The organism is Flavobacterium helocola (assembly GCF_038289885.1).
Lineage (GTDB): Bacteria > Bacteroidota > Bacteroidia > Flavobacteriales > Flavobacteriaceae > Flavobacterium > Flavobacterium cheniae.
On record NZ_JBBYHT010000001.1, the window covers coordinates 1 to 25542 of the forward strand.

The 25542-nt window shown below is 31.9% G+C and carries 24 protein-coding genes and 2 tRNA genes; 11 read left to right on the forward strand and 15 right to left on the reverse strand.

The annotated features are described in order from the left end of the window. From AAEO58_RS00005 to AAEO58_RS00020, 4 genes are all read left to right on the forward strand, one after another. Positions 1–588: T9SS type B sorting domain-containing protein (locus AAEO58_RS00005; RefSeq protein WP_341680914.1), on the forward strand; the 588-nt coding region annotated here is incomplete at its 5' end. Between the two features lie 103 nt (positions 589–691). Beyond that, positions 692–3523 carry an AsmA family protein gene (locus tag AAEO58_RS00010; protein ID WP_341680916.1) on the forward strand — a complete coding sequence of 944 codons (2832 nt, stop codon included), beginning with the start codon at positions 692–694 and terminating at the stop codon, positions 3521–3523. An 87-nt stretch (positions 3524–3610) separates the two neighbouring features. After that, on the forward strand, positions 3611–5371 hold the full coding sequence (locus tag AAEO58_RS00015; RefSeq protein WP_341682332.1) for an aromatic amino acid hydroxylase: 1761 nt from the start codon (positions 3611–3613) through the stop codon (positions 5369–5371). A 164-nt stretch (positions 5372–5535) separates the two neighbouring features. Continuing rightward, positions 5536–5844, forward strand: coding sequence for a rhodanese-like domain-containing protein (locus AAEO58_RS00020; protein ID WP_341680917.1), 309 nt, complete (start codon positions 5536–5538; stop codon positions 5842–5844). Between the two features lie 32 nt (positions 5845–5876). Here the strand turns inward: AAEO58_RS00020 and AAEO58_RS00025 are convergent, their stop codons facing one another. From AAEO58_RS00025 to AAEO58_RS00055, 7 genes are all read right to left on the reverse strand, one after another. After that, positions 5877–6524: a DUF4230 domain-containing protein gene (locus AAEO58_RS00025; protein WP_133609422.1), complete on the reverse strand. Its 648-nt coding sequence runs from the start codon at positions 6522–6524 to the stop codon at positions 5877–5879. Between the two features lie 77 nt (positions 6525–6601). After that, positions 6602–8680, reverse strand: a complete 2079-nt coding sequence (locus AAEO58_RS00030) for an OmpA family protein (RefSeq protein ID WP_341680919.1) — start codon at positions 8678–8680, stop codon at positions 6602–6604. 78 nt (positions 8681–8758) lie between these two features. Next, the gene (locus AAEO58_RS00035) at positions 8759–9904 is read right to left on the reverse strand and encodes a peptidogalycan biosysnthesis protein (protein ID WP_341680921.1); all 1146 of its coding nucleotides are present in this window, start codon (positions 9902–9904) and stop codon (positions 8759–8761) included. A 65-nt stretch (positions 9905–9969) separates the two neighbouring features. Continuing rightward, on the reverse strand, positions 9970–10446 hold the full coding sequence (locus AAEO58_RS00040) for a DUF1761 domain-containing protein (protein ID WP_341680922.1): 477 nt from the start codon (positions 10444–10446) through the stop codon (positions 9970–9972). Positions 10447–10503: 57 nt separating this feature from the next. Next, complete coding sequence (locus AAEO58_RS00045; protein ID WP_026724150.1) at positions 10504–10953, reverse strand: KTSC domain-containing protein; 450 nt, start codon at positions 10951–10953, stop codon at positions 10504–10506. A 141-nt stretch (positions 10954–11094) separates the two neighbouring features. Continuing rightward, positions 11095–11167: transfer RNA gene (locus AAEO58_RS00050), tRNA-Met, on the reverse strand. 30 nt (positions 11168–11197) lie between these two features. After that, a tRNA-Met gene (locus tag AAEO58_RS00055) sits at positions 11198–11270 on the reverse strand. Positions 11271–11387: 117 nt separating this feature from the next. Between AAEO58_RS00055 and era the strand changes: the two genes are divergently transcribed. Continuing rightward, the gene (era, locus tag AAEO58_RS00060; protein ID WP_133608057.1) at positions 11388–12272 is read left to right on the forward strand and encodes a GTPase Era; all 885 of its coding nucleotides are present in this window, start codon (positions 11388–11390) and stop codon (positions 12270–12272) included. A gap of 57 nt (positions 12273–12329) precedes the next feature. Here era and AAEO58_RS00065 read toward each other — a convergent pair whose 3' ends face one another. Beyond that, entirely contained in the window at positions 12330–12851 is a 522-nt protein-coding gene (locus AAEO58_RS00065) for a hypothetical protein (protein WP_341680928.1), read from the reverse strand. 212 nt (positions 12852–13063) lie between these two features. On the opposite strand from AAEO58_RS00065, the gene der reads away from it, so the two are divergent. After that, on the forward strand, positions 13064–14374 hold the full coding sequence (gene der / locus AAEO58_RS00070; RefSeq protein WP_341680929.1) for a ribosome biogenesis GTPase Der: 1311 nt from the start codon (positions 13064–13066) through the stop codon (positions 14372–14374). A gap of 91 nt (positions 14375–14465) precedes the next feature. Here the strand turns inward: der and AAEO58_RS00075 are convergent, their stop codons facing one another. The 6 genes from AAEO58_RS00075 to AAEO58_RS00100 form a co-directional block, all read right to left on the reverse strand. Further along, the gene (locus AAEO58_RS00075) at positions 14466–14645 is read right to left on the reverse strand and encodes a hypothetical protein (protein ID WP_341680931.1); all 180 of its coding nucleotides are present in this window, start codon (positions 14643–14645) and stop codon (positions 14466–14468) included. Between the two features lie 242 nt (positions 14646–14887). Beyond that, positions 14888–15652, reverse strand: a complete 765-nt coding sequence (locus tag AAEO58_RS00080; protein WP_341680933.1) for a TPM domain-containing protein — start codon at positions 15650–15652, stop codon at positions 14888–14890. Position 15653: 1 nt separating this feature from the next. After that, positions 15654–16091, reverse strand: coding sequence for a TPM domain-containing protein (locus AAEO58_RS00085; RefSeq protein WP_341680935.1), 438 nt, complete (start codon positions 16089–16091; stop codon positions 15654–15656). Next, positions 16091–16693 (reverse strand): LemA family protein, encoded by a 603-nt coding sequence (locus AAEO58_RS00090; RefSeq protein ID WP_133609426.1) that lies wholly within the window; start codon positions 16691–16693, stop codon positions 16091–16093. Before AAEO58_RS00090 ends, AAEO58_RS00085 begins: the two co-directional genes overlap by 1 nt. A gap of 32 nt (positions 16694–16725) precedes the next feature. Next, on the reverse strand, positions 16726–17058 hold the full coding sequence (locus AAEO58_RS00095) for a MerR family transcriptional regulator (RefSeq protein ID WP_133608073.1): 333 nt from the start codon (positions 17056–17058) through the stop codon (positions 16726–16728). Further along, positions 17058–18035 carry a M23 family metallopeptidase gene (locus AAEO58_RS00100; protein ID WP_341680937.1) on the reverse strand — a complete coding sequence of 326 codons (978 nt, stop codon included), beginning with the start codon at positions 18033–18035 and terminating at the stop codon, positions 17058–17060. The genes AAEO58_RS00095 and AAEO58_RS00100 overlap by 1 nt, the downstream gene beginning before the upstream one ends. Before the next feature lie 266 nt (positions 18036–18301). Between AAEO58_RS00100 and alaS the strand changes: the two genes are divergently transcribed. Together alaS and AAEO58_RS00110 are read left to right on the forward strand one after the other, a co-directional pair. After that, positions 18302–20938: an alanine--tRNA ligase gene (gene alaS / locus AAEO58_RS00105; protein WP_341680939.1), complete on the forward strand. Its 2637-nt coding sequence runs from the start codon at positions 18302–18304 to the stop codon at positions 20936–20938. Positions 20939–20942: 4 nt separating this feature from the next. Further along, positions 20943–21410, forward strand: coding sequence for a hypothetical protein (locus AAEO58_RS00110; protein WP_341680941.1), 468 nt, complete (start codon positions 20943–20945; stop codon positions 21408–21410). A 39-nt stretch (positions 21411–21449) separates the two neighbouring features. Here AAEO58_RS00110 and AAEO58_RS00115 read toward each other — a convergent pair whose 3' ends face one another. Further along, positions 21450–21821 (reverse strand): RidA family protein, encoded by a 372-nt coding sequence (locus AAEO58_RS00115; protein WP_341680943.1) that lies wholly within the window; start codon positions 21819–21821, stop codon positions 21450–21452. 80 nt (positions 21822–21901) lie between these two features. Here AAEO58_RS00115 and AAEO58_RS00120 point away from each other — a divergent pair, with 80 nt between their 5' ends. From AAEO58_RS00120 to AAEO58_RS00130, 3 genes are all read left to right on the forward strand, one after another. Then, positions 21902–22879: a GSCFA domain-containing protein gene (locus AAEO58_RS00120; RefSeq protein WP_341680945.1), complete on the forward strand. Its 978-nt coding sequence runs from the start codon at positions 21902–21904 to the stop codon at positions 22877–22879. A gap of 79 nt (positions 22880–22958) precedes the next feature. Further along, positions 22959–23438 (forward strand): YbjN domain-containing protein, encoded by a 480-nt coding sequence (locus AAEO58_RS00125; protein ID WP_341680946.1) that lies wholly within the window; start codon positions 22959–22961, stop codon positions 23436–23438. 316 nt (positions 23439–23754) lie between these two features. Next, a complete protein-coding gene (locus AAEO58_RS00130; RefSeq protein ID WP_341680948.1) occupies positions 23755–25527 on the forward strand; it encodes a tetratricopeptide repeat-containing sensor histidine kinase in 1773 nt (590 codons plus the stop codon). Positions 25528–25542: the final 15 nt, after the last annotated feature.

Genomic DNA, 25542 nt, shown 5'->3' on the forward strand with positions numbered 1-25542 from the left:
GATGAAGCAGGAACGTATAGTGTAATAGCTACGAATTGGTTAACAGGATGTTCATCAGATCCATTATTGGCAAGTGCTACAGCAACTGTAACAGAAACTCTTCCAGCAACCTCAATGACAGTTGTTCAAAGTGAATATTTTAGTGACAACGCTACTATTACAGTAAATGTAACTGGAGGTTCAGGAACATTGATGTATTCGTTAGACGAAGGTCCACTACAGTCTTCTAATGTGTTTACAGGAGTAAGTGCAGGCGAACATTTAGTAACTGTTATTGATACAGAAGGTTGTACATTTATGACACAAATAGTTACCATAATCGACTATCCAAATTATTTCACACCGAATGGAGATGGAATCAACGATACTTGGAACATTAGTGGCTTGAATCAAGCAGATGCTAAGTTATACATTTTTGACCGCTATGGTAAATTAATAAAACAACTAAGCGCTACAGAAGATAGCGAGGGTTGGGATGGAACATACAATCAAGAATTACTTCCGTCAACAGATTACTGGTTCTCATTAGATTACACAGAAAATGGAGTCGCTAAACAGTTTAAAGCGCACTTTACGATGAAACGTTAATAAAAAAAGAGTTAGTTTAATACTAGCTCTTTTTTTATCTTTTTTAAATCTTACAAATAATATTTTGTAGTAATTTTGCCATATCTCGATACAGCTATAAAAAATGGAAAAATCAAAGAAAACAATTCTCTCTAAAATTTTAAAAATAACAGGAATAACTTTTGCAATCTCTTTGTTGACTTTTGTGATATTACCTATAATTTTTGCCGATACTATTACTGAAAAAGTAAAAGTCTTAGCCAATAAAAATTTAGAAGGAGAACTAAACTTTAACGATTCTGAATTGTCATTTTTTAAACACTTTCCTTCATTAACTTTAACCTTGCATGAGTTAAATCTTAACGGATCAAAACCATATCAAAATAAATCTTTGGTTTCTGCAAAGGAAATCGGTTTTGGAATCGATGTTTGGAGTGTTGTTTTTGGAAACCAAACTCAAATTGAAGAAATTTATATTGATAATGCTAAAATCAATATTTTGGTTAATCAAAAAGGAGAAGCTAATTATAACATTTACAAATCAAATTCAAAAGACACCACAACTTCCTCTGAAAGTGCTTCTTTAAAGTTAGAAAACATCCAAATCAGCAACAGTCAATTAGTCTATAATGATAAATCTACAAAGATTTTAATTGAAGCAAAAGGTTTCAATTATAAAGGCAAAGGCGACTTATTAGAATCGAATTTCAACTTAAAAACTTCGGCAAAAATTGACAGCTTAAGCTTTGCTTATGACAAAAAAGAATACTTGAAAAACAAGAAAGTAAAAGCCGATTTAATTACAAAAATCAATACCAACTCACTTTCTTTTATTTTTGAAAAGAATGATTTGGTGATTAACAAATTGCCTGTTGAATTTACTGGGTTGTTCGATTTCTTGAAAAACGGCTACCAGATGGATTTCAAATTAAAAACGGAAGACAGTAATCTTGACGATTTATTCACGGCTTTACCTGCTGAATATGTTTCTTGGATGACTGAAACCAAAATGAAAGGAAAAACTTCTGCGTTCTTAACTTTAAAAGGGAAATATATTGCTTCAGAGAATTTAAGTCCCGAATTAAATTTCAATATAAAAGTACGAGATGGTTATGTAAAACACACGAAAGCGCCTTATCCGGTGGAGAATATTTTCTTGAATTTCGATACAAAATTACCAAATTTAGACATCAATCAGCTTAAAGTACGATTAGACTCTTTGTACTTTGATGTTAATAAGAATAATTTAAGTGCGATTTTAATTTCGGATGGTTTTGGAAAAAAGATAACCATCGACTCAAAAGTAAAATCGAAATTAGATTTGGCTTTTTTGAGTAATGCGCTTCAAATTCCGAATTTCAAATTAGCTGGAAATTTAGATGCAGATATTGTTTCCAAAGGAAATTACAGCAAAGAAGATAAAAAATTCCCTATTACAAAAGGAAAATTTGAAATCAAAAACGGATTAATTAAAACTGCTTATTATCCGAAACCAATTCAGAATATTAATTTAAAAGCTGATTTGAATAGTCCAACAGGTAATTTCAAAGATGCCTCTTTTATACTTTCACCAGCGAATTTCACTTTTGAAGGCGAACCTTTTAACTTAAATGCTTCGTTTAAAAATTTTGATGATATTAATTACGATGTAAAAGCGAAAGGAACTTTAAACGTTGCTCGAATTTACAAAGTTTTCTCGCAAAAAGGATTGGATGTAGATGGTTTCATCAAAGCTGATTTGAGTTTGGCAGGAAAACAAAGCGATGCTTCCAACGGAAGAATTGGCAACTTAAAAAATAGCGGAACTCTTGAAGTAAAAAACATCAAAACCACAAGTGATTATTTAGCAAAACCTTTCTTAATTGAAAACGGATTATTCACATTTAATCAAGACAAGATGAATTTTTCTAATTTCAATGGAAAATATGGAACGTCAGACATTGCTATGAATGGGAATTTAGAAAACGTAATCAATTTTGTTCTTTCAGAAAATCAAATTTTAAAAGGAAGCTTCAATCTTACATCGAATTTCTTAAACATAAACGAATTTATTCCAACTACAACTTATGAAACTGACGAAGAAACTGAAAAAACAGAAGTTTCCGGAGTAGTTGAAATTCCAACCAATTTGAATGTTTCTATCCAAACTAATGCCGTAAAAACACAATACGACGACGTTACTATTGAAAATTTAAGAGGAAATATACTCATTAAAAACGGAACCTTACAACTTTCAAACGGAACACTTGGCATCATTGGAGCAACTGCAAAAATGGAAGCGATGTATAAAAACGAAGGCACACAAAAAGCCTATTTCGATTATAAAATTAATGCTTCTGAATTTGATATTAAACGCGCTTACAACGAAATTAAAATGTTCCGAGAAATCGTAACCGCTGCAGAAAGTGCTGAAGGAATTGTTGGTTTAAATTATTCGATAAAAGGTGTTTTAAACAATCAAATGGAACCCATTATGCCTTCTTTAGAAGGAAGTGGAACACTATCAGTGAAGAAAGTAAAAATGAAAGGCTTTAAATTATTAAATGTAGTTTCATCTAAAACCGAAAATCCTGACATTAAAGATCCAGATATTTCTAAAGTAGATATAAAAACTACTATCAAGAACAATATCGTAACTATTGAACGTTTCAAATTTAAAGTAGCTGGTTTTAGATTGCGTTTCGAAGGACAAACCAGTTTAGACGGAAAATTAAACTTAAAAATGCGAATTGGATTACCACCTTTAGGTATTTTAGGAATTCCAATTAAAGTTTTGGGAACACAAGAAAATCCAGATATTAAATTAGGAAGAAAATCAGAAGATTTAGAAGAAACTGAATATGTTGATGGTGTAACTCCAATTAATACAAGCGAAGGTCTACCTGGTCCAAAAACAGTCCCAAATGATAGTATTCCAAAAATTGAACCTTCAGTTCCTGTTGAAAAAGCAGATTGATAATTTGCAATTGGTATCAAATCGTTAAAAAGCTTTCCTGCTTTCTGAAAAATTCGTAATTTTACCTCAAACATGACAAGTAAAATTATGGAAACGCATTTTGAAAGCAATCCGCTGATTGACAGATTACCAAAGCATTTAAAACAATTCATTAAACCTCAAGTTTATGATGATTACACACCAATAAACCAAGCGGTTTGGCGTTATGTAATGCGCAAAAATGTGTCTTATCTTTCAAAAGTAGCGCATAATTCTTATTTAGAAGGTTTAGAAAAAACAGGTTTAGAAATCGATAACATTCCAAATATGTATGGAATGAATCGTATTTTAAAAGAAATCGGTTGGGCTGCAGTTGCCGTTGACGGATTTATTCCACCAAACGCTTTTATGGAATTTCAAGCGTATAATGTTTTAGTTATTGCTTGCGATATTCGCCAATTAGAACACATTGAATACACTCCCGCTCCCGATATTATTCACGAAGGTGCTGGCCACGCTCCTATTATTGCCAATCCGGAATATGCAGAATATTTAAGACGTTTTGGTGAAATTGGTTGTAAAGCCATTTCCTCTTCTCGTGATTATGAATTATACGAAGCCATTCGTTTGCTTTCTATTTTGAAAGAAGCAGAAGATACTCCTGAATCTGAAATCAAAAAAGCAGAAGAGCAAGTTGATTTCTTACAGAATAATATGGGCGAATTATCAGAAATGTCGCGCATAAGAAATTTACATTGGTGGACAGTTGAATATGGCTTGATTGGAACGGTGGATAACCCAAAAATTTATGGCGCTGGTTTACTTTCTTCGATTGGAGAAAGTGCTTGGTGTATGACCGATAACGTGAAGAAAATCCCGTATGATATTTCAGCGGCAGACCAAAGTTTTGACATTACAAAACCTCAACCACAATTATATGTTACTCCTGATTTTGCTAAATTAAGTTCGGTTTTAGAAGAATTTGCTAATACTATGGCTTTGAGAACAGGAGGATTATCTGGAGTTAAAAAATTAATCAGTTCAAAATCGTTAGGAACAATTGAATTGAGTACGGGAATTCAAATTTCAGGAGTTTTTACTAATGTAATTGAAAATGAAGGTAAACCGGTTTATGTTCAAACAACAGGAAAAACGGCGCTTTCGTACAGAGAAAAAGAATTAGTAGGTCACGGAACAGAATATCATGCAGAAGGTTTTGGTTCGCCAATTGGAAAACTAAAAGGCATCAACTTGGCTATTGAGGAGATGAGTCCGAGAGATTTACGTGCGTATGACATTTACGAAGGCGAACAAGTTACTTTAGAATTTGAAGGAAATATCAAAGTCACAGGAGAAATCATCACAGGTTCTCGTAATTTACAAGGTGAAATTTTATTGATTAAATTCAAAAATTGTACGGTTACTCATAACGATACTGTTCTTTTCCAACCAGAATGGGGAATTTACGATATGGCTGTAGGCAAAAAAGTAATTTCTGCTTTTTCAGGACCTGCAGATGTGAATAGTTTTGATATGATTAATCACGTACCTTCATCGCAAACCATCAAACAGAAAAAATCTGTTGAAAGAGAAGAATTAGAAAAACTTTACTTAAGTGTTCGTAATATTAGAGAAGGAAAACCTGCGACTACCACTTTAAAAGAAGCATTTGCTTCGGTTTCTGCAGGACATCCTAACGATTGGTTGTTATCAGTTGAGATCGCTGAATTAGCTAAAAAAGAAGGAAATTCGGATTTAGTGGATAAAGTTTTAAATCATTTAGAAAAAGTTAAAACCAATCGCCCAGAAGTTGCTCACTTAATTGACGGTGGATTAGAATTGATTTTTGAGAAAGAAGGGATTGTTTAAACACATAGACACAATAGATTTAACTTGGCGTTGATTTTAGTCGTTTCACTTATCATAGAAAACAATAGAGAATCACACTATTAAATCATTCAAATTTCAAAAGTAACTTTTGTTACTGAAAAGATTTTCAATCAGCTATATCTTTGTCAAAAAAAGAAACAATTATGGGTATTTTAGATTTTTTAGGATTAGGAAATAAAACCAATGAGGTGCAAGAATATGTTCAAAAAGGCGCTTTTATTTTAGATGTTAGAACGCCAGAAGAATTTAGAGACGGACACATCAAAGGTTCAAAAAATATTGCATTACAAGTTTTAAACGGAAATATCGAAACCATCAAAAAATGGAATAAACCAGTAATTGCATGTTGCCGTTCTGGAATGCGAAGCGGTCAAGCGACTTCTATTTTAAAACAACACGGAATTGATTGCATCAATGGTGGTGGTTGGCAAAGTTTAGAAAGTAAATTATAAAAGAAAGTCCCGATTAAATCGGGACTTTCTTTTTAATCGATTATTTTTAATTCTAAATCTTTATCGTTTTTTACTACATTTCCTTTGTAAGATAATGTCCAACCTAAAGAGTTTGTTACGATCAACATTTTAGAAAGCTCGCTCAATAATCTATTTTGAGCATTAGTTTTTAGCGTAGATTTTTCAATTTTTTTAGCCAAATTTGCTCTTGCAATTTTATTTATCTTATTGTAATCTTCACCTGTAAATTCGTTAAAAGTAGAAGATTCAGTGTCATAATATTTAAAATCGGGACTAATCTTTATTTCTTCTTTTGGAATATTGGTAATGGTTAACATTTTATTTTTTGCATCAATATCATACGTTACTTTGCTCAAATCAAAACCAACCGTAACATCTGCATTTATAACAACCAATGCTTTTTTGTCGAAAGACAACCCTGGAATATAAGTTTCTTTTTTGTCTTTATACGTTAAAACTTCGGCAAAATGTCCTTCGGTTACTACTAATTTTCCAACATTTTTAATTTGAACTTGAATCAAATTGGTATCGTATTCAATTGTCGTTGTATTCGATTTTTTTGTAAAAAACTGATACCCCAAAAACCCAACGATCAAAAAAATCAACAAGTAAATTAACTTTCCCGAGCGGCCAATAGCTTGCACTAATGGAATGAGCATATTTTTTATTGCGGTTTCGGTAGAACTTGTTCGTGCCATGTTTTAAATTTTACACGAAGATAGAAAAGTTCCTCGAATTATTTTTCTAAAATCACAAACTCTACTCTTCTGTTTAATTGTTTTCCTTCTTCGGTTGTATTTGGCGCAATAAACTTGGTTTCTCCGTATCCTTTTGCTACAATTCTATCTGAAGAAATACCTTTCCCAATCAAGTATTTTTGAACTGAGTTTGCTCTGTTTTTAGACAATTCCATATTAGCAACATCAGAACCAACTGCATCTGTATGACCAGCAATTTCAATTTTGATATTTTTATTGTCTTTTAATAATCCGAATAAAATATCTAACTCAGCAAATGATTCTGATAATAAATCGTATTTTCCAGAATCGAAAAATATATTATTTAAACGAATAATCGCACCTTTTTCAATTGGTGTTAAATACAAATCCACTTCCATTTCTTTGTATTCTTTTAAATTAGATAAATCAACGTTTTGAGTGATGGCGTAATAGTTTTCTTTATCTGCCATGAAACTATAATTAAATCCGTAAGGCAATACAATTGAGTAACTTCCAGTTTTTGGATCAGAAATAGCTGTTCCAATCATTTTGTTTGTTTTTAAGTTATTGTATTCGATTTTAGCACTTAAAATTTCTTTGGTTTTAGCATCGTAAACTTTTCCTTTTACTAAGACAACCGGATCTTGCTTTACAGTGTTGTCAACTTCCCAAATATCTCTTTGTCTACCAATATAGGCTTTATCTCCTTTTGCAGAAAGAAAAATACTTAACTCATAACCAGTTGAATTGATAATATTTCCTAAATTTTCTGGTTTAGACCAATTTGTCCAAGTATCATCTAATCGTTTAGTTACAAATAAATCAAAATAACCATAGCCTGGATGACCTTTACTAGCAAAATACAATGTTTTACCATCTGACGCTAAAAAAGGATTCGCTTCATCATCAAAAGTATTTACTACATTACCTAAGCTCTTAGGTTTAGAAAAGGTTCCATCCTCTTTTACAAAACTTACATAAATATCTTTTTCCCCAAGTCCTTCAGGTCGCTCTACTGTCATTAACAAGTTTTTATTATCGTTAGTAAGAAAATACCCAACGTATGAATTTGTGTTTACAAAGTCTTCAATAACTACATCTTTCGGAATTTCCCATCCCGATTGTCCTTTTTGAGCAATTGAAACGCCACCTCCATTTGGTGAAACACCATCTGATGCATATTTATTTCCCAACAATAATGTATTATTATCAGGTGAAGATGAAATAACAAAATTGTTGTCGCGATTATTTAATGGTCGACCAATATTTTTAGCTTCTGACCATTTTCCGTTTTTATCTTTTATCGAATACCAAATATCATCTTTAGGGCTTTCTATATTCAATGGGTTATCTTTTCTATCAAAATATAAGATACTCCCATCTGCTGAAATTACTGGATTTGTTTCTTCTATAGTGGAACTAGATATCGTTTCTGGTAATTTCACCATTTTCAAGTTTGGATTGAATTCTTCAACTACTTTGATTGAAAAAGGTTGTTCTGTTATTTTTAAATCTTCAACTTCAACTGTAACACCCGCATCTACAATAAATCCAAACAAAGAGCCGTAATAAGCATTTTCACCTGTCTGATATTCTAAAACATCATTAATGTAAACTTTAAAAATATTTGCTCTTTTTTCAACTTTTATTCTATTCTTTTTTCCTTTACCGCCAACATTCTTAGAAGCCGCCCATTTTTTTCCATAGTGAAACTCTTTACTATAATAGTGATAAACTTGTAGTTGCTTGTTAGCAGATAATTGCACAACTCTATAATCTGAATTATCACTATACATTCCCCAAACCAAACCATAAGTAGCATAATCATTTGGTGTTTTATCCAAAGTTATTGTAGCTTCAACATCAAAATCAACCACTTCGGTATTTTGAGTTATTGAAATGTAGCGCCACTTAGAATTAGTAGCATGCTTATTTTCTAAAATTAGTTTTCCGTCATCAACTTTTGAGTCGAATCCATCTCCATTATATGTCCATTTGTTAGTATCATCTTGAAATGTATCATTGAAAAGTGCTTTTTGAGCAAATCCAAAAGTTGTAACAAGAAAAAAAGTTAAAAGAGTAAAAGTAAATCGCATAATTGTAAAGATTAGATTGTATTAACTTTACAAATATAATTTAATCCTTTTTAGATTATATACGTAATATGCCGTATTTTATTTAAAAGGATGACGTTGTTGCCAATGAAGTTCTGGCTCTAATTGTTTGAAGATTTTACCAATAAATTTATTCACTAATTTATTATTATGATAAATGAATCCCGACATTTGAACCGGTGACGCACCTACTGAACTCTTTATTTCTAAAGCTGTTCTACCAAAAATAATCTTTTTGAATCCGTTTTCAATTCCATATTTTGTCATGTTGTACAACATATTCAAATACAGCATATTTTCTTTTTGAATGGTTTCATCATAACCCAGAAAGTAGGTTTCTAATGTAAATTCGTTAAGCAATAACGTATGAAAACCAACTAATTTATCATTCAAAAAATATCCAAAAATTTGAAAACGATTACCGCATTGTCCTTTTAAAGTTGAAAAATGATTTTTTGCTAAAAAGAACGTATTAAAAGGCGCATTTTTAGCAACATAATGATACAAATCATAAATCGTATCCTCATGCTGAACCACTTCTTCGAAAGAAAGATTTTTAACAATGATTCCATCATTTTTCTTTCGAGCTCTTTTAAATTGGTCACGATATTTTTTTGAAAGTGCCGCTATGTAATCGTCTTCTGATTTCCATTTTTCATCCAAATAGAAAATCATATTAGGTTGTGTATTGAACTCGTATACATTAGAAAAACGAAACTTCTTCAGTTCAACTGAACAATGTTCGTAAAAATCTTTAAAGGAAACTAAGTGGATATTTATCCCTTTTTTCTTGAAGTATAACGTAATCTCTTCGGCACTTTGAATTAGAATATCACTTATACATTCAAAATCAATTTCTTTCGTAAAAGCATATCCGTTTTGACCTGTAATCATATTATTTCCTAGGAAAAGCGTGTGAGAAGCAAAATTTTTAAAAATAAAATTTCGAATAGCAATTTTAAACGATTTGTCTCTTTCTCCAAAAGATTCCAATTTATTCAAATCTAAATATTGTGCTAAAGAAACACCTATTAATTCCGATTTTTCAAAAATACCAATATAAAAACACTCCATATTTACAGGAGCCGAGCGCTCAAGCACAGATAGATAAGGTGTTTGTAGAAAAACATTACTTTGAGCCACAATGTCCCAAAGTACAGGTAATTCCTTAACTGAATTGTATATTTTAAATGAAATTCTGTCCAATGTAAAAGTAAAATCGCTCCACAAATGTAGAGCGATTCCTATATAATTAAATGTTAAAATTTATTTTATTTCCAGCCACAAATAATAGCTCCCATTATTGTCATTACAACAATCCAATAACCAGAAGTTATTGCTGCGTATCTAAATGATTTTTGTTCAAACAAGCAATTTGTTGCAATTACAGGAACTGCAATGAATAAAGATGCAAAAAAACCGTGTAATGCTCCATGTCCAAAACTTCTATACATATGACCGTGTACTTGCATGTAAGCTAAAAAGGCTTCATCTTTTTCGTTTCCACTTGCTAATTGTAAAGCCCCAATTTGATGAATTACCAATGTTGGCATCATAAATGCTAACATAAAAGCAAAAACAAAAGTCAATCCAAAGATTTTTGCCATATTTCCTTGTTTGGCTTTTTCCTCGGTCATCCCGATTTCGTTCATCCAAATCGTTCCAAAAACTTTAGGATTGTACCAGACAAATCCAACTACAAAACTTGATAGAGCAGCTACTAAAACAGCTAAATAATTCATTTCCATATTGATATAGTTTATTGGTTAGTATATCAAAAATAGGAATATTTTTTTAACAATTGTTTATTCAGCTACGATTTTGCTTGCACTGCGGTATAAAAACTCATTGTAAATGTGTCTTCTTGCAAAACGACTTGGCGATTCTGCATTAACCATTTTAATGTACGTTACTTTTGGCACACTAAAATACTCGTAATTACTACCGTCTAAAAACGAAATATACAATACTCCATTATCCATATAAAAATCTTGGATATTTACAGTTGAAGTTATTTTTTGATATACTTCTTTGTTTTTTTCTTGTGTTTCAGGAGCAATACTAACCAAAAAATGGTATGCTTCAATAATATTTTTACTTCTTTCCTCAGCAGCTAAACGCTCCACTGGATCAGCAATAGTATCAGGATGATCTTCCTTCATACTATTTCTGTAAATGGTTTTTAATTCTTTCAGCGTAGCTGTTTTGGTAACATCAAGTAACTTTCTGTACTCGGCAATTTTCTTTGGATTCATAGTTATTTTAAAATAAAGGTGCAAAAGTAGTGTTTTAATATTGAATCAAGCCAAAAAACTAAAACAATAAATAAAAACATAACCATTTATTAATGAATTAATTACATAAAAAAAGCTCCACATTTCTGTGAAGCTTCTTAGTAGCGGGAACAGGACTCGAACCTGTGACCTTCGGGTTATGAGCCCGACGAGCTGCCTACTGCTCTATCCCGCGATGTACGGTTGTAATTCAATAAATTCTTAGTAGCGGGAACAGGACTCGAACCTGTGACCTTCGGGTTATGAGCCCGACGAGCTGCCTACTGCTCTATCCCGCGATTTGTGAGTGCAAAGGTACACTCTTTATTTAAAATTACAAGACTTTTTTAAAAATAATGTTTTCTTTCTACTATTTCAGGCGTTATCACTACCTTTGTACCCATAAATATATTGAAATGGAGCACAGAGCAGGTTATGTAAATATTATTGGAAATCCGAATGTAGGAAAATCAACACTTATGAATGCGTTTGTAGGAGAGCGTCTTTCTATTATCACATCGAAAGCACAAACTACAAGACACCGTATTCTAGGAATTGTAAATGGAGATGATTTTCAAGTTTTATTTTCAGATACGCCAGGAATTATTAAACCTGCGTATGAATTACAAAATTCGATGATGGATTTTGTGAAATCGGCTTTTGAAGATGCTGACATTTTAGTGTATATGGTTGAGATTGGCGAAAAAGAGTTAAAAGACGAAGCGTTTTTTAATAAAATTATCCATTCTAAAATCCCAGTTTTGTTATTATTAAACAAAATTGACAAATCGAACCAAGAACAACTAGAAGAACAAGTACAAGCTTGGAAAGAAAAAGTACCTAATGCAGAACTTTTTCCTATTTCAGCTTTAGAGAATTTTAATGTACAAACCGTTTTTGATCGAATTATCGAATTACTTCCGGTTTCTCCAGCATTTTATCCTAAAGATGCGTTAACCGATAAACCAGAACGTTTCTTTGTAAACGAAACCATTCGTGAGAAAATCTTGTTGAACTACGACAAAGAAATTCCATATGCCGTAGAAATTGAAACAGAAGAATTTATCGAAGACGATAACATTATTAGAATTCGTGCCGTAATTATGGTGGAACGCGATACGCAGAAAGGAATTATCATTGGTCACAAAGGTGCCGCTTTAAAACGTGTGGGTATTCAAGCAAGAGAAGATTTAGAAAAATTCTTTGGTAAACAAATTCACTTAGCTACTTACGTTAAAGTAAATAAAGATTGGAGAAGCAGTGCTTACCAATTAAAACGTTTTGGGTATAACCAGAAATAAGCAAAAAGAGCAAATAATAAAGATAAAAGATGCCTGATGAATGTTCATCAGGTTTTTTTATTCCAAAACCTTATACATCAAATCTTCTAATTCGTGCATTTGTGGTACACCGCGTTCTCTGTTTAATCGTGCCATAAAATAGAGCGAAAACCAAAAAACTACCATAATTCCCATTATACTGAAATCTAAAACCGTGGATTGTTTTAGCGACCAATGTGTGTAAGCCATCATAGCGAATACTAAAAACAATCCTGCAATGATAAAATGTAGAAACATAAAAAGCGTCCACAACAATTGCTCTGGACCAAATAACCCTTTTACTGTTGTCTTATCTTCATTGGCTTCTAATTCCAAATGCAAAAAAGGCGAATAGTATTTTCTTTTCTCTTTACTGAAATAGAAATACAAATGCTCATCGATTATTTTAATTTGGTAATCGGCTTTGAGTTCCGTTTTTAGCTGTTTTGCTTTTTCTAAAATTTTATCGACACTATTTTTTGATTCGACTTCAAATTTAGGACGTAGCGCAATACTTTTTTCAGGCTCCATTTCTTCTGATTTTAAAGCTAATATATACAATTTTAACAAATGTTGAACAAATTTCACACCCTAGCCCAGATAAAAACGAAAACCCCGCAAATTTTTGACCTATTTTTTCTTTTTATTTGGACAGCGACCTTAGAAGCTGACCGAATAAATTTAGAAAAAAAGAGCTAAAATTGTGGAGTTGTAGTGGATAGCTGGAAAAAGCTCCAAAAAAAATCGTACTTTTGCCGATTCAAAATAAGATTATGAATAATATTGTTGCCATTGTAGGAAGACCAAATGTTGGAAAATCCACATTTTTTAACCGTTTAATTCAGCGAAGAGAAGCTATTGTTGACTCGGTAAGCGGTGTTACACGTGATAGAAATTATGGAAAAAGTGAGTGGAACGGAAAGGAGTTTTCTGTAATTGATACTGGAGGTTATATCAAAGGTTCGGACGATATTTTTGAGGCAGAAATTCGTCGTCAAGTAGAATTAGCTATTGATGAAGCAGATGCTATTATCTTTATTGTGGATGTGGAAGAAGGTATTACACCTATGGATGACGAAGTGGCTAAATTACTTCGTAAGGTTAAAAAACCTGTTTTGTTAGTAATTAACAAAGTAGATAATGCTATGCGTGAAAAAGACGCTGTAGAATTTTACAACTTAGGATTAGGAGAATATTACACGATTTCGGGAATGAGCGGAAGCGGAACAGGAGAACTTTTAGACAAATTAGTCGAAGTATTACCTGAAATGCCAGAAGTTACCGAAGAAGTGGAACCATTACCACGTTTTTGCGTAGTTGGAAGACCGAATGCAGGAAAATCATCTTTCATCAACGCTTTAATTGGCGAAGATAGATTTGTGGTAACCGACATTGCTGGAACTACTCGTGATGCAATTGATACGAAATACAACCGTTTTGGATTTGAATTCAACTTAGTAGATACTGCCGGAATTAGACGTAAAGCGAAAGTAAAAGAAGATTTAGAATTTTACTCGGTAATGCGTTCGGTAAGAGCTATTGAACACAGTGATGTTTGTTTGTTAGTTATTGATGCGACTCGTGGATTTGAAGGTCAAGATCAAAGTATTTTTTGGTTGGCTGAGAAAAACCGTAAAGGAGTTGTCATTTTAGTAAACAAATGGGATTTGGTTGAAAAAGACACCATGTCTACACGTGATTACGAAAGAAAGATTAGAGAAGAATTACAACCATTTACAGATGTGCCTATTCTTTTTATCTCGGCTTTAACCAAACAACGTTTATTAAAAGCATTAGAAACAGCAGTTGAAGTGTTTGAAAACAGAAAACAACGTATTTCGACTTCAAAATTCAATGAGTTGATGTTGCCAATTATTGAAGCAACTCCACCTCCTGCTTTAAAGGGAAAATATGTAAAAATTAAATATTGTATGCAGTTGCCAACACCAACACCTCAGTTTGTGTTTTTTGCTAACTTACCGCAATATGTAAAAGATCCATACAAACGTTTTATTGAAAATAAATTAAGAGAACAATACAATTTTAGTGGCGTTCCAATTGATATTTATTTCAGACAGAAATAATAAAAACAAAAAAACTCGTTAGTGTTTGCTAACGAGTTTTTTGTTTAATCTATTTATATTTTTTTATTAAAAAGCTACTATTTTATATTAACTAATAATTTATTTTTTTTGAGGAAGAGAAAAGTTCTTTTAAAGAAATGAAAACCAAATAAAGTAAAACTACATTAGTACCGATGATAGCAACATTTAAAAATGTTAGGCTCAAAGGATCTAGTTGCTTAAAAACAAAAAAAGCAATCAATAAAAGGACTGAAATAATTAATGCTTTCATACTCTTAATTTTTTGTAAAGATATTGTTTAATCTTTTAATACAAAAATTAAACAAACATAATTTTTAAAAATTAATAACACAATAAAAAACTCGTTAGCAAACACTAACGAGTTTTTTTATATAAGTTTCAAGTACAAGTTCAAAGATAAAGAAGAGTTCGATTTCGCTTTGCTCAAAGTAAGCCTACTTCGTAGGAGATTCCTCTTTCATCGGAATGACAATATTGTGGGTTTAATTTTAACTACCAACTTCCGCCAGCGCCACCACCTGAAAAACCGCCGCCACCAAAGCCGCCGCCAAATCCTCCTGATGAACCACCGCCAAAGCTTCCGCCACCACCAAAACCGCCACCGCTTCTACCTAGGCTGCTTAAAATAATAATGTCGCCTAAATCTAAGCCGCCGCCACCTCTAAAATTTCCACCACCTTTATTTCCTCTGGAAGCTAAAACTAACAGAATAATAATAAAAACTACAATTAAGATGAATGGTAAAGGATTACTTGATTCTTTTCTAGAACCTTTGTATTTTCCTTTTAAAACTTCAAAAATAGCATCGGCACCTTTGTCTAAACCGTTGTAATAACTCCCAGCTTTAAATTCTGGAATAATGACATTTCGGATAAGTTCCCCATTGATTCCAGCGGTTAACCTATCTTCTACTCCATATCCTGGTGCAATCCATATTTTTCTTTCGGTTTTTGCTAAAAGAATTAGAATTCCGTTGTCTTCTTTTTCTTGACCAATCCCCCATTCTTGCCCCCATCTTGGTGTTAAAATCCCTATATCTTCTCCTTTTAAATCTTCAACTGAAATTACTACAATTTGAGTAGAAGTAGAATCAGAATAGCGAACCAATTTATTCTCTAACTCTTTTTCTTCTTGCGGATTTAAAACATCGGCATAATCGTAAACACTCGTTTGAAAACTAGGCTTTTCAGGAATGGTAAACTGCGCTTGGACAATCATTCCGCTTAAAGCTAATACAAATAAAAATAACTTTTTCATATTAACTTCTTGAGATTTCGTTAGACAATTCGTTAGTATCATCTGATTGAAATGGGAAATATTTTTTCAATCTTTCGCCTGCTCTAAGAATTCCTTCTACCAAGCCTTTCTTGAAGTTGCCTTCTTTAAAGTTAGCAATTACTGTATCTTTTGTACAATCCCAAAAATCAGATTCTACTGCTTCGTTGATTCCTTTATCGCCAATTATAGCAAATTTTTTATCGGAAACACATATGTAAAACAAAACGCCATTTCGATCTTGTGTTTCGTCCATTTTCAATTCAAAAAAAACCTCCTGAGCTCTCTCAAGAGGTGATTTTTCTGTATGTTCTTCTATGTGCACACGAATTTCTCCCGAAGTGTTTTTTTCGGCTTCAACAATAGCATGAACAATTTCTTGTTCTTCTGCTTTTGATAAGAAATCTTCGGTTTTTGACATTATTTTTTCTCTTTATTGAAATCAAATTCTACATCCACCGGTTTTTCAGCGCCTGCAACTGCATCGAAATATGGTTTCTCTTTGTAGTTTCCTAAGAAAATTGAATTAGGGAAAACCAAAATGTAATTATTGTATTTTTGAACCGATTCATTAAAACGTGTTCTTGCTGTTAAGATTTGATTTTCTGTACTAGCTAACTCATCTTGTAATTTCAAGAAGTTTTGATTTGCTTTTAAATCAGGATATTGCTCGACAGTTACCAATAATCTTGACAAAGAACTATTTAAATTTCCTTGCGCTTGATTGAATTGTGTTAATTGTTCTGGCGTCATATTCGTTGGGTCAATTTTTACAGAAGTCGCTTCAGAACGCGCTTTGATTACTGCTTCTAAAGTTGATTTTTCAAAATCAGCCGAACCTTGAACCGTTTTAACTAAATTCCCAATAAGGTCATTTCTTCTTTGGTACGAAGTTTCTACATTTCCCCATTCTTTATTTACTTCTTGATTTACACGAACGGCTCCGTTTTTGATACTAAAGAACCAAAATACAAGGATTAACAATAATCCACCACCGATAATAAAAGGCAAAAATTTTCTCATCATTTTTTTAAGTTTAAAGTTTAATTAATTGTTTATAGTTGATTTTTAATTGTGTTCAATTGAGCTTTAATTGTTTCTAATTTGCTGATAATTTCAAATTTATCTAAGGTTTTTTTCTGACCTTCTTTCAAATGTGTTTTGGCACCTTCTAATGTAAATCCGCGCTCTTTTACCAAATGATAAATCAATTGCAAATTCTTAACATCTTCTGGTGTAAACATGCGATTTCCTTTGGCGTTTTTCTTTGGTTTTAAAATATCAAATTCTTTATCCCAAAAACGAATTAAGGAGGCATTTACGTTAAAAGCTTTGGCTATTTCACCAATGCTGTAATATCTTTTGTCTGGTGCTAATTCTAAATGCATTAGTCTAATGATTGATTTTCTTGATTCGCTAATTTTGAAATCTCTATATATTCTTTTGCCGAAATACTTCCGTAATAGAAATTCAGCGGATTTACTCGTTCTCCATTTTTAAACACTTCATAATGCAAATGTGGCGCCTGACTTCTTCCTGTACTTCCCACATAACCAATAATATCTCCACGTTTTACTCTTTGACCAGGACGACACTTATATTTGCTTAAATGCGCATACAAGGTTTTGTAGCCATAACCATGTTGAATTTGAATATGGTTTCCATACCCTGATAACGAAGCATCTGCTTTATAGACAACTCCATCTCCAGTGGCGTAAATAGGTGTTCCTGTTCTAGCTGTGAAATCCATTCCGTAATGAAACTTTCTAATTTTCGTAAATGGGTCGCTTCGATAACCAAAACCTGATGCCATTTGCTTTAAATCTTCATTCTTAACCGGTTGAATTGCCGGAATTGCCGCTAACAACTTTTCTTTCTGTTTCGCCAAAGCCACGATTTCATCTAACGATTTGGATTGAATTACCAATTCTTTCGTCAAAATATCAACACGTTTTGTTGTGTTTTCCATTAACTCCGAATTATTAAATCCTTGCAAATCTTTGTATCTGTTTACACCTCCAAAACCTGCTTTTCGTTCTTCTTCTGAAATTGGAGTTGTATTAAAATATATTCTGTAAATATTATTGTCTCTATTTTCAATTGCTTCTAAAACCTCATTCATCAAATCCAGTTTCTTATTCAAAACCTTATAATTTAAAGCTAAAGCTTCAATTTCTCTCGCTTGAATTTTATCTTTTGGCGTTTCAAAATAACTGGTGTTAATCAATAGCAAAAAAATCAAGAATCCAAACAAAGCCGAAGACACCAAAAACAAGACAACATAGCCAAACTTCTTCCTTTTTCTTGTCTGAATACGCTTGTAGGCTAAATTTTCTGAATCGTAATAATATTTTACCTTCGACATAAATGAAAATATACTATTTTTGTGCCAAATTTATTGATTGACATAGGTTATACGAACAAATTTAAGAAATGTTTCATTCTAAAGCTATTTTATTTTTTAGTTGGGATATTTTTCGAAAATCTAATTCCAAATTCTTACCAAAATCAATAATTAAAATCAGAACTAAATAATTGATAATGAAATCGCAACTAAAAAATAGTTTGTGCAACAAACACAGCTAAAAAAATGCGATACCATATAATACCGATAAAAAATATATTATATATATGAAATCACAAGACATTCGTAAACAGTTTTTACAATTCTTCGAATCTAACGGACACTTAATTGTTCCTTCTGCGCCAATCGTTTTAAAAGACGACCCAACTTTGATGTTTAACAACTCGGGAATGGCCCAATTCAAAGAATATTTCTTAGGCAATGGAACTCCAAAAAGCCCAAGAATAGCCGATACGCAAAAATGTCTTCGTGTTTCAGGAAAACATAATGATTTAGAAGATGTAGGTTTTGATACTTATCATCACACCATGTTCGAAATGTTGGGCAACTGGTCTTTTGGCGATTATTTCAAAAGAGAAGCTATCAATTGGGCTTGGCAATTATTAACGGAGGTCTATAAAATTCCGAAAGAAAATTTATACGTTTCTGTTTTTGAAGGAAATCCGGATGAGAATGTTCCGTTTGATCAAGAAGCATGGGATATTTGGAAAGAATTAATTAGCGAAGACCGAATTATTTTAGGAAATAAAAAAGATAATTTCTGGGAAATGGGCGACCAAGGACCATGTGGACCTTGTTCTGAAATTCACGTTGATTTACGTACGGAAGATGAAAAAGCGTTAGTTTCTGGAAAAAGTTTAGTGAATAACGACCACCCACAAGTAGTGGAAATTTGGAACAACGTATTCATGGAATTCAACCGTAAAGCTGATGGTTCACTAGAAAAATTACCAGCACAACACGTAGATACTGGAATGGGATTTGAACGTTTGTGTATGGCATTACAAGGAAAAACATCCAACTATGACACTGATGTTTTTACACCACTTATTGAAAAAGTAGAACAAATTACAGGTTTAAAGTATACTTCTAACGAAGTTAAAAATATATCAGAAGAACAAAACAAAACCAACATTGCCATTCGTGTAATAGTTGACCACGTTCGTGCGGTTGCTTTTGCAATTGCTGATGGACAATTACCATCGAATACTGGTGCAGGTTATGTAATTCGTAGAATTTTACGTCGTGCTATTCGTTACGGATTTACGTTTTTAGGAACAAAAGAACCTTTCATTAATAAATTGGTAGAAGTGTTAGCGAATCAAATGGGCGAATTTTTCCCAGAAATCAAATCGCAACAACAATTGGTTACCAATGTAATTCGTGAAGAAGAAGCGTCTTTCTTAAGAACTTTGGAACAAGGATTACAATTATTAGAAAACGTAATGGCTGAAACCTCAGGGAAAGAAGTTTCTGGCGCAAAAGCTTTTGAATTGTACGATACTTTTGGTTTCCCAATTGACTTAACAGCCTTAATTCTTCGTGAAAAAGGATACGATTTAGATGAAGCTGGTTTCAATGTGGCGATGCAAGAACAAAAAGCGCGTTCACGTGCAGCTTCTGAAGTTTCTACGGAAGATTGGAAAGTTTTAATTCCAGGAAATGTGGAAACGTTTGTGGGTTATGATAAAACTGAAAATGAAGTAAAAATTACACGTATTCGTAAAGTAGATTCTAAAAAAGATGGTGTTTTATACCAAATTGTTTTAGACAACACGCCATTTTATCCTGAAGGTGGTGGACAAGTGGGTGATAAAGGAACGTTGGTTTCGGCAAATGAAACCATTCAAATTATTGACACGAAAAAAGAGAACAACTTAATATTACATTTCGCAAAACAACTTCCAGAAAATATTGAAGCTGGATTTGTAGCGAAAGTAAATACCGATTTAAGAACTTCGACTTCTAAAAACCACTCGGCTACGCACTTGATGCATTTGGCTTTGAGAAACATTTTAGGAACGCATGTGGAGCAAAAAGGATCGTTAGTAAATCCGAATTATTTGCGTTTTGACTTTTCTCATTTCAGTAAAGTTTCTGATGAAGAATTGCGTCAGGTGGAAGCAAGTGTAAATCAACAAATCGAAGCACAATTAAAATTAGTAGAACATAGAAATATTCCAATCAAAGAAGCATTAGATAAAGGTGCAATGGCTTTGTTTGGTGAAAAATATGGCGATAATGTTCGTATGATTGAATTTGGCGATAGCAAAGAATTATGTGGTGGAATTCACGTGAAAAACACCGCTGAAATTTGGCATTTCAAAATTGTTTCAGAAGGAGCTGTTGCTGCAGGAATTCGTCGTATAGAAGCAATTACTGGTGATGCAGTAAAAGATTTTTACACTTCGCAAGAAAACACGTTAGCGGAAATCAAAGAAGTTTTAAAAAATCCACAAGATGTTTTAAAATCAGTGGCTTCGTTACAAGATGATAATGCAAAATTGAAAAAACAACTAGAGCAATTAGTTAAAGAAAAAATAGAGGGATTAAAAAATACGCTAGTTGCTGATTTCCAAGAAATCAACGGAATCCAATTTTTAGCAAAACAAGTAGATTTATCTATGAGTTCGACTAAAGATTTGGCACAAGCTATTGGAACTTCTAAACCAAATGCATTTGTATTTTTAGCTTCGATTGAAGATAACGCCCCAAATATTCACTGCTATATTTCAAAAGAACTAGTTGCCGAAAAAGGATTAAACGCTGGAAATGTCATCAGAGAATTAGGAAAACTAATCGACGGAAATGGTGGTGGGCAGCCGTTCTTCGCATCTGGGAAAGGGAAAAATGTAGTTGGAATTAAAGAGGCGATTGAGAAAGCGGTTGAATTTTTAAAATAAAAAAATGAAATTTATAATAACTTTATTATTGGTCTTACCTTTTTTGGCACATTCACAGAGGTTTCCATCACCTCCTTCAAATAGTCAAATTAATAATCAACTAATGAGTCAACATAATCAAATGATGCAACAGCAGCAAATGATGAGAATGTTACAAAATAGAGTAGTTTCTAATGAAGAAAAATTAGTTAATGAAACAACCAAAAGGGAAAAATTCGAACAAAAACAAGAAGAATTAGATATTATACTGACCCAATTAACAGAGGAATTAGTTGAAATTGACAACAACAAGGACCTTTCTTTAGAAGAGAAAACAAAAAAAACAAATAAAATAAATAAGGAGATTGACAAGACTCTTGACAAGATTGAGAAAAATTCTGAAAAAATTAAAACTTCCGAAAAGAAAATTGAAGGATTGGAACAAAAAATCGAAGCTTCAAAAAAAGAGCTAGAAGCAGAAGAAAAAAAATAAACCCAAATCCCGCTAAGCCAAAAACTTATCGGGATTTTTTTATTCTATTACCGCAATCGCGTCTATTTCAATCAGCCATTCTTTTCTTCCTAAACTTTCCACTCCAACTAAAGTACTTGCTGGATAATTTTCATTTCCTAAAAAGGCTTTTCTAACTTTTCTAAATATTGGCAAATCTACTTCGGGATTGAAATTTACGATATAAGTATTCATTTTTACCACATCTTTAAAAGTAGCATTGCAATTTTGAAGTTGCTTTTCTAAATTTTGAAATGTGGCAATGGTTTGTGCTTCTAAATTTGCACCATCACCTATTTGTCCAGAAATGTAAAGTGTTTTAAAATTTCCTGTTTTTACTACAACCGTTTGAGTAAAACCTTCATTAGGTTCGATGTATTCTTTTTCAATCATTTGTATGGTATTAAATCTTGAGTAAAAATACTCGTTTTTTATAAAAAGTAGTTTAAATTTGAGGTCTAAACCTAAATGATTTGCAATTTACTACCAAAATACCCATTCAAAAAAGCAGCTTTCCAATTGATTACGATTCGAAAATCATGTTATTGGGTTCTTGTTTTGCGGAGAATATGGGTGAGAAATTTGACTATTTTAAGTTTCAAGCGACTACAAATCCGTTTGGCATTATTTTCAATCCGGTTTCATTAGAAAAGTTAATTCGTCGATCTGTTGAAAAAAGAAAGTTTACCGAAAACGATATTTTCTTTCATAATGACTTGTGGCATTGTTTTGAAGTTCATTCCGAATTATCAAATTCGGATAAAGATGCATTTTTAGAATCTTTAAACGATTTAATCCGTTCAACAAATAAACATTTAAGTGATTCAACTCACATCATCATTACATTAGGAACTTCGTGGGTGTATCGAAACATTGCATCTAATGAAATTGTCGCTAATTGTCATAAAGTGACGCAAAAAGAATTTACAAAAGAATTACTTTCTATTCAACAGATTGAAGAAAGTATAGAAAGCATTATTTCTTTAGTACATTCGGTTAATTCAAATTGTAAATTTATTTTTACTGTTTCTCCTGTTCGTCATATTAAAGATGGATTTGTTGAAAACACATTGAGTAAAGCGCACTTGATTGCTGCTATTCATTCGGTATTAAATCGGAAATTCTCGACTTCGCTCGAACTGACAACTCAGAACAATATCTATTTCCCAGCCTACGAAATCATGATGGATGAATTGCGCGACTATCGTTTTTATACTGAAGACATGTTACATCCAAATCAAACAGCTGTTGATTATATTTGGATTCAATTCTTTGAAAACTACATTTCGGAATCACAATTTGGTTTGATGAATGACATTTGCTCCATTCAAAAAGGATTAAAGCACCGACCTTTTAATCCAAATACCGAAAGTCATCAAAAATTTCTTCATCAGCTTGAATTAAAAATTAAAACCATTCAAAATCAGCACCCTTTTATAAAATTTTGTTAAAATACGGCAATTGTCGTATTTCCTATATTTCCTTTTTTTGTGAATTTTGATTTATCAATAATTATAAAAATTCACACTCATGAAAACTTTAAAAAATTCAACACTATTTTATTTATTTGTTTTATTAATTTCTGTTCAATTTGCAACAGCTCAAAAGTTAGTAACTGCCGCTGAAGTAACTCCTGCTTTTTTAAAAGAAACTTTTGATAATGCTTATATTGAAGTTTTAGAAGTTAAAGACACGTACATTAAAATTAAAAACACGTATAATATTTATTTGGACATTGATTCAAATAAAAGATATGTTACATTAAGTAGCGTTTACAATCTTGTTGACGGCGCTCCTAAAAGAGATGTTTTAGAATTAATAAACAAATTAAACGCCGAAGTTGCATTAATTAAAACGTACTATTCAGAAAGCACAAATACAATAACGTACTATTATTATTTTTGGACTGATGGTGGATTTACACAAAAATCATTAATAAGTGCATTGCGTCTTTACAAGACAGCTCTTGATTTATCTTTAGATAAAGATACAGCAAAACTTATAAAATAATTATTTTAGGTTTACAAATCATAGTGGGTTGAAGTAATATCAATCCACTCTTTTTTTTGCAAATACGTCAAATGTCGTATAGGAAAACGCCTTATTTTAAACGAATTTTACGTAATTAATAAACCTGAATTATGTCTAAATTATTTCTTTCCATCGAATCATTGAGTCACAAGAAAGAATTGCTTGTCATTCTTTTTAGACTATTCGTTTTACTTTGTTTACTATTAAATATTTATAATCTTATTTACGTATTACATTAATTTAAACGTACTTTAAATTTGATTTTTATACTTTTATAGTAACAATGAATTTAATAATGAAAAACACTATAACATACATAATCGTCTTACTTCTTTCTCAACTATTTACTTTTAGTTGGAGTCAAACCTATTCTAAAAAACAAATCGACTCCATCAACAACATGCCTTTTGATGATATTATTGCGAATAGTACTAAATCATTACAGCTGTTTAATAAAGTTCTAGCCGATTCAAAAAAACAAAACTATAAATTAGGAATTGCCACCAGTTATGAAAAAATGGCGCTTTGCTATTTTTACCAAAGCAAGTATGATTTGCACTCAAAATATAATTTCATTGCCATTGAAAACTTTAATCAATTAAAGCAAAATGGCAAAGTAGCTTCACTTTATGCCAGTTACGGTTATCATTTAAGAAAACGTAATTTGGATTCTGGTATCATGTACATGCAAAAAGGACTAAAAATTGGCGAAAAATTCAATACAGAATACGAACTTAGAGGTATTTATGACAACTATGGCGTTTTAAAAGAAATGAAAAAAGAGTACGATAGTGCTTTTTTATTCTATAACAAATCCTTGACTTTAAAAGAAAAAGCGAATGATAAAATTGGAATTCCATATAGTTTGAATAAGATTGGAATGCTTCAATTAACGTTAAAAGATTTTGCAAAAGCAAAACAAAATTTAGATAAAGCCTATCAAATACGACTTGAAATTGATGACAAAATTGGAATTGCAGAAAATTTAAATTTTTATGGATATTACTTTTTTGAAACTAAAAACAATCAAAAATCAATTGAATATTTCACTAAGGCATTAAATGAAAGTAAAGCCTACAATTACAATTATTTAACTCAAGATAATTATCAAAAACTTTCCGAATTATATGAATTAAATTCAGATTACAAAACCGCTTTAGACAATTTCAAAAACTATACGACTTATAAAGATAGTATCTCAAATATTAATCTTAGAATCAAACAAGCTGAATTAGACACTGAATTTGATACCGAAAGAAAAGAGAAAGAAATTCTAGAACAGAAAGCCAACTTAGCGGTTAAAAACACTTACATAGTAATCATTATTTCTCTTCTAATTTTATCCATAATCGTTGGTTATTTTGTGTTGAAAAATCAAAAAATGAAAACCCTTCAATTGCAAAAAGAAAACGAATTAAAAGATGCTTTACTGAAAATCGAAACTCAAAATCGCCTTCAGGAACAAAGACTTCAAATTTCGAGAGATTTGCATGATAACATTGGTGCGCAGCTTACGTTTATTATTTCGTCTGTAGATTCCTTAAAATATGCTTTTGCCGATGGAAATCCAAAGTTAGAAGACAAACTAAACAATATTAGTTCGTTTACTAAAGAGACTATCTATGAATTAAGAGATACGATTTGGGCCATGAACAAAGAAGAAATTACCATTGAAGATTTGAAAACAAGAATTTCAAATTTTATCGATAATGCCCAACTTTCATTAAATGGTATTCGATTTAATTTTAACTTTGATACAAAGTCGTTTCAATCTTTCACTTCTAGAGACGGAATGAACATTTATCGTTTAATACAGGAAGCAGTTAATAATGCTATCAAACATGCGAATGCTTCACACATTGATGTTTCATTTATCGAATCTGACAACAAAATAACTATTGTGGTTTCTGACAACGGAAAAGGATTTGATTTGACTACAACCGAAATTGGCAACGGACTTAATACAATGAAAAAAAGAGCTTCCGAATTAAAAGGAAATTTCAATATTGAAGCTAGCGAAAAAGGAACTAAAATTTATCTAAGCTTACCTAATCAAAACGAAGTTTAATCTGACTAATCATCA

Bases quoted from the DNA above. Each gene is read 5' to 3' on its own strand.
- AAEO58_RS00025 (WP_133609422.1), bottom strand. From the start codon at position 6,524: ATGCTCATTCCATTAGTGCAAGCTATTGGCCGCTCGGGAAAGTTAATT.
- AAEO58_RS00020 (WP_341680917.1), top strand. From the start codon at position 5,536: ATGGGTATTTTAGATTTTTTAGGATTAGGAAATAAAACCAATGAGGTG.
- AAEO58_RS00115 (WP_341680943.1), bottom strand. From the start codon at position 21,821: ATGATTGAAAAAGAATACATCGAACCTAATGAAGGTTTTACTCAAACG.
- AAEO58_RS00095 (WP_133608073.1), bottom strand. From the start codon at position 17,058: ATGCATTTAGAATTAGCACCAGACAAAAGATATTACAGCATTGGTGAA.
- AAEO58_RS00130 (WP_341680948.1), top strand. From the start codon at position 23,755: ATGAAAAACACTATAACATACATAATCGTCTTACTTCTTTCTCAACTA.
- alaS (WP_341680939.1), top strand. From the start codon at position 18,302: ATGAAATCACAAGACATTCGTAAACAGTTTTTACAATTCTTCGAATCT.
- AAEO58_RS00015 (WP_341682332.1), top strand. From the start codon at position 3,611: ATGGAAACGCATTTTGAAAGCAATCCGCTGATTGACAGATTACCAAAG.
- AAEO58_RS00040 (WP_341680922.1), bottom strand. From the start codon at position 10,446: ATGGAAATGAATTATTTAGCTGTTTTAGTAGCTGCTCTATCAAGTTTT.
- AAEO58_RS00100 (WP_341680937.1), bottom strand. From the start codon at position 18,035: ATGTCGAAGGTAAAATATTATTACGATTCAGAAAATTTAGCCTACAAG.
- era (WP_133608057.1), top strand. From the start codon at position 11,388: ATGGAGCACAGAGCAGGTTATGTAAATATTATTGGAAATCCGAATGTA.
- AAEO58_RS00090 (WP_133609426.1), bottom strand. From the start codon at position 16,693: ATGAGAAAATTTTTGCCTTTTATTATCGGTGGTGGATTATTGTTAATC.
- AAEO58_RS00030 (WP_341680919.1), bottom strand. From the start codon at position 8,680: ATGCGATTTACTTTTACTCTTTTAACTTTTTTTCTTGTTACAACTTTT.
- AAEO58_RS00085 (WP_341680935.1), bottom strand. From the start codon at position 16,091: ATGTCAAAAACCGAAGATTTCTTATCAAAAGCAGAAGAACAAGAAATT.
- AAEO58_RS00110 (WP_341680941.1), top strand. From the start codon at position 20,943: ATGAAATTTATAATAACTTTATTATTGGTCTTACCTTTTTTGGCACAT.
- AAEO58_RS00125 (WP_341680946.1), top strand. From the start codon at position 22,959: ATGAAAACTTTAAAAAATTCAACACTATTTTATTTATTTGTTTTATTA.
- AAEO58_RS00075 (WP_341680931.1), bottom strand. From the start codon at position 14,645: ATGAAAGCATTAATTATTTCAGTCCTTTTATTGATTGCTTTTTTTGTT.
- AAEO58_RS00080 (WP_341680933.1), bottom strand. From the start codon at position 15,652: ATGAAAAAGTTATTTTTATTTGTATTAGCTTTAAGCGGAATGATTGTC.
- AAEO58_RS00045 (WP_026724150.1), bottom strand. From the start codon at position 10,953: ATGAATCCAAAGAAAATTGCCGAGTACAGAAAGTTACTTGATGTTACC.
- AAEO58_RS00010 (WP_341680916.1), top strand. From the start codon at position 692: ATGGAAAAATCAAAGAAAACAATTCTCTCTAAAATTTTAAAAATAACA.
- der (WP_341680929.1), top strand. From the start codon at position 13,064: ATGAATAATATTGTTGCCATTGTAGGAAGACCAAATGTTGGAAAATCC.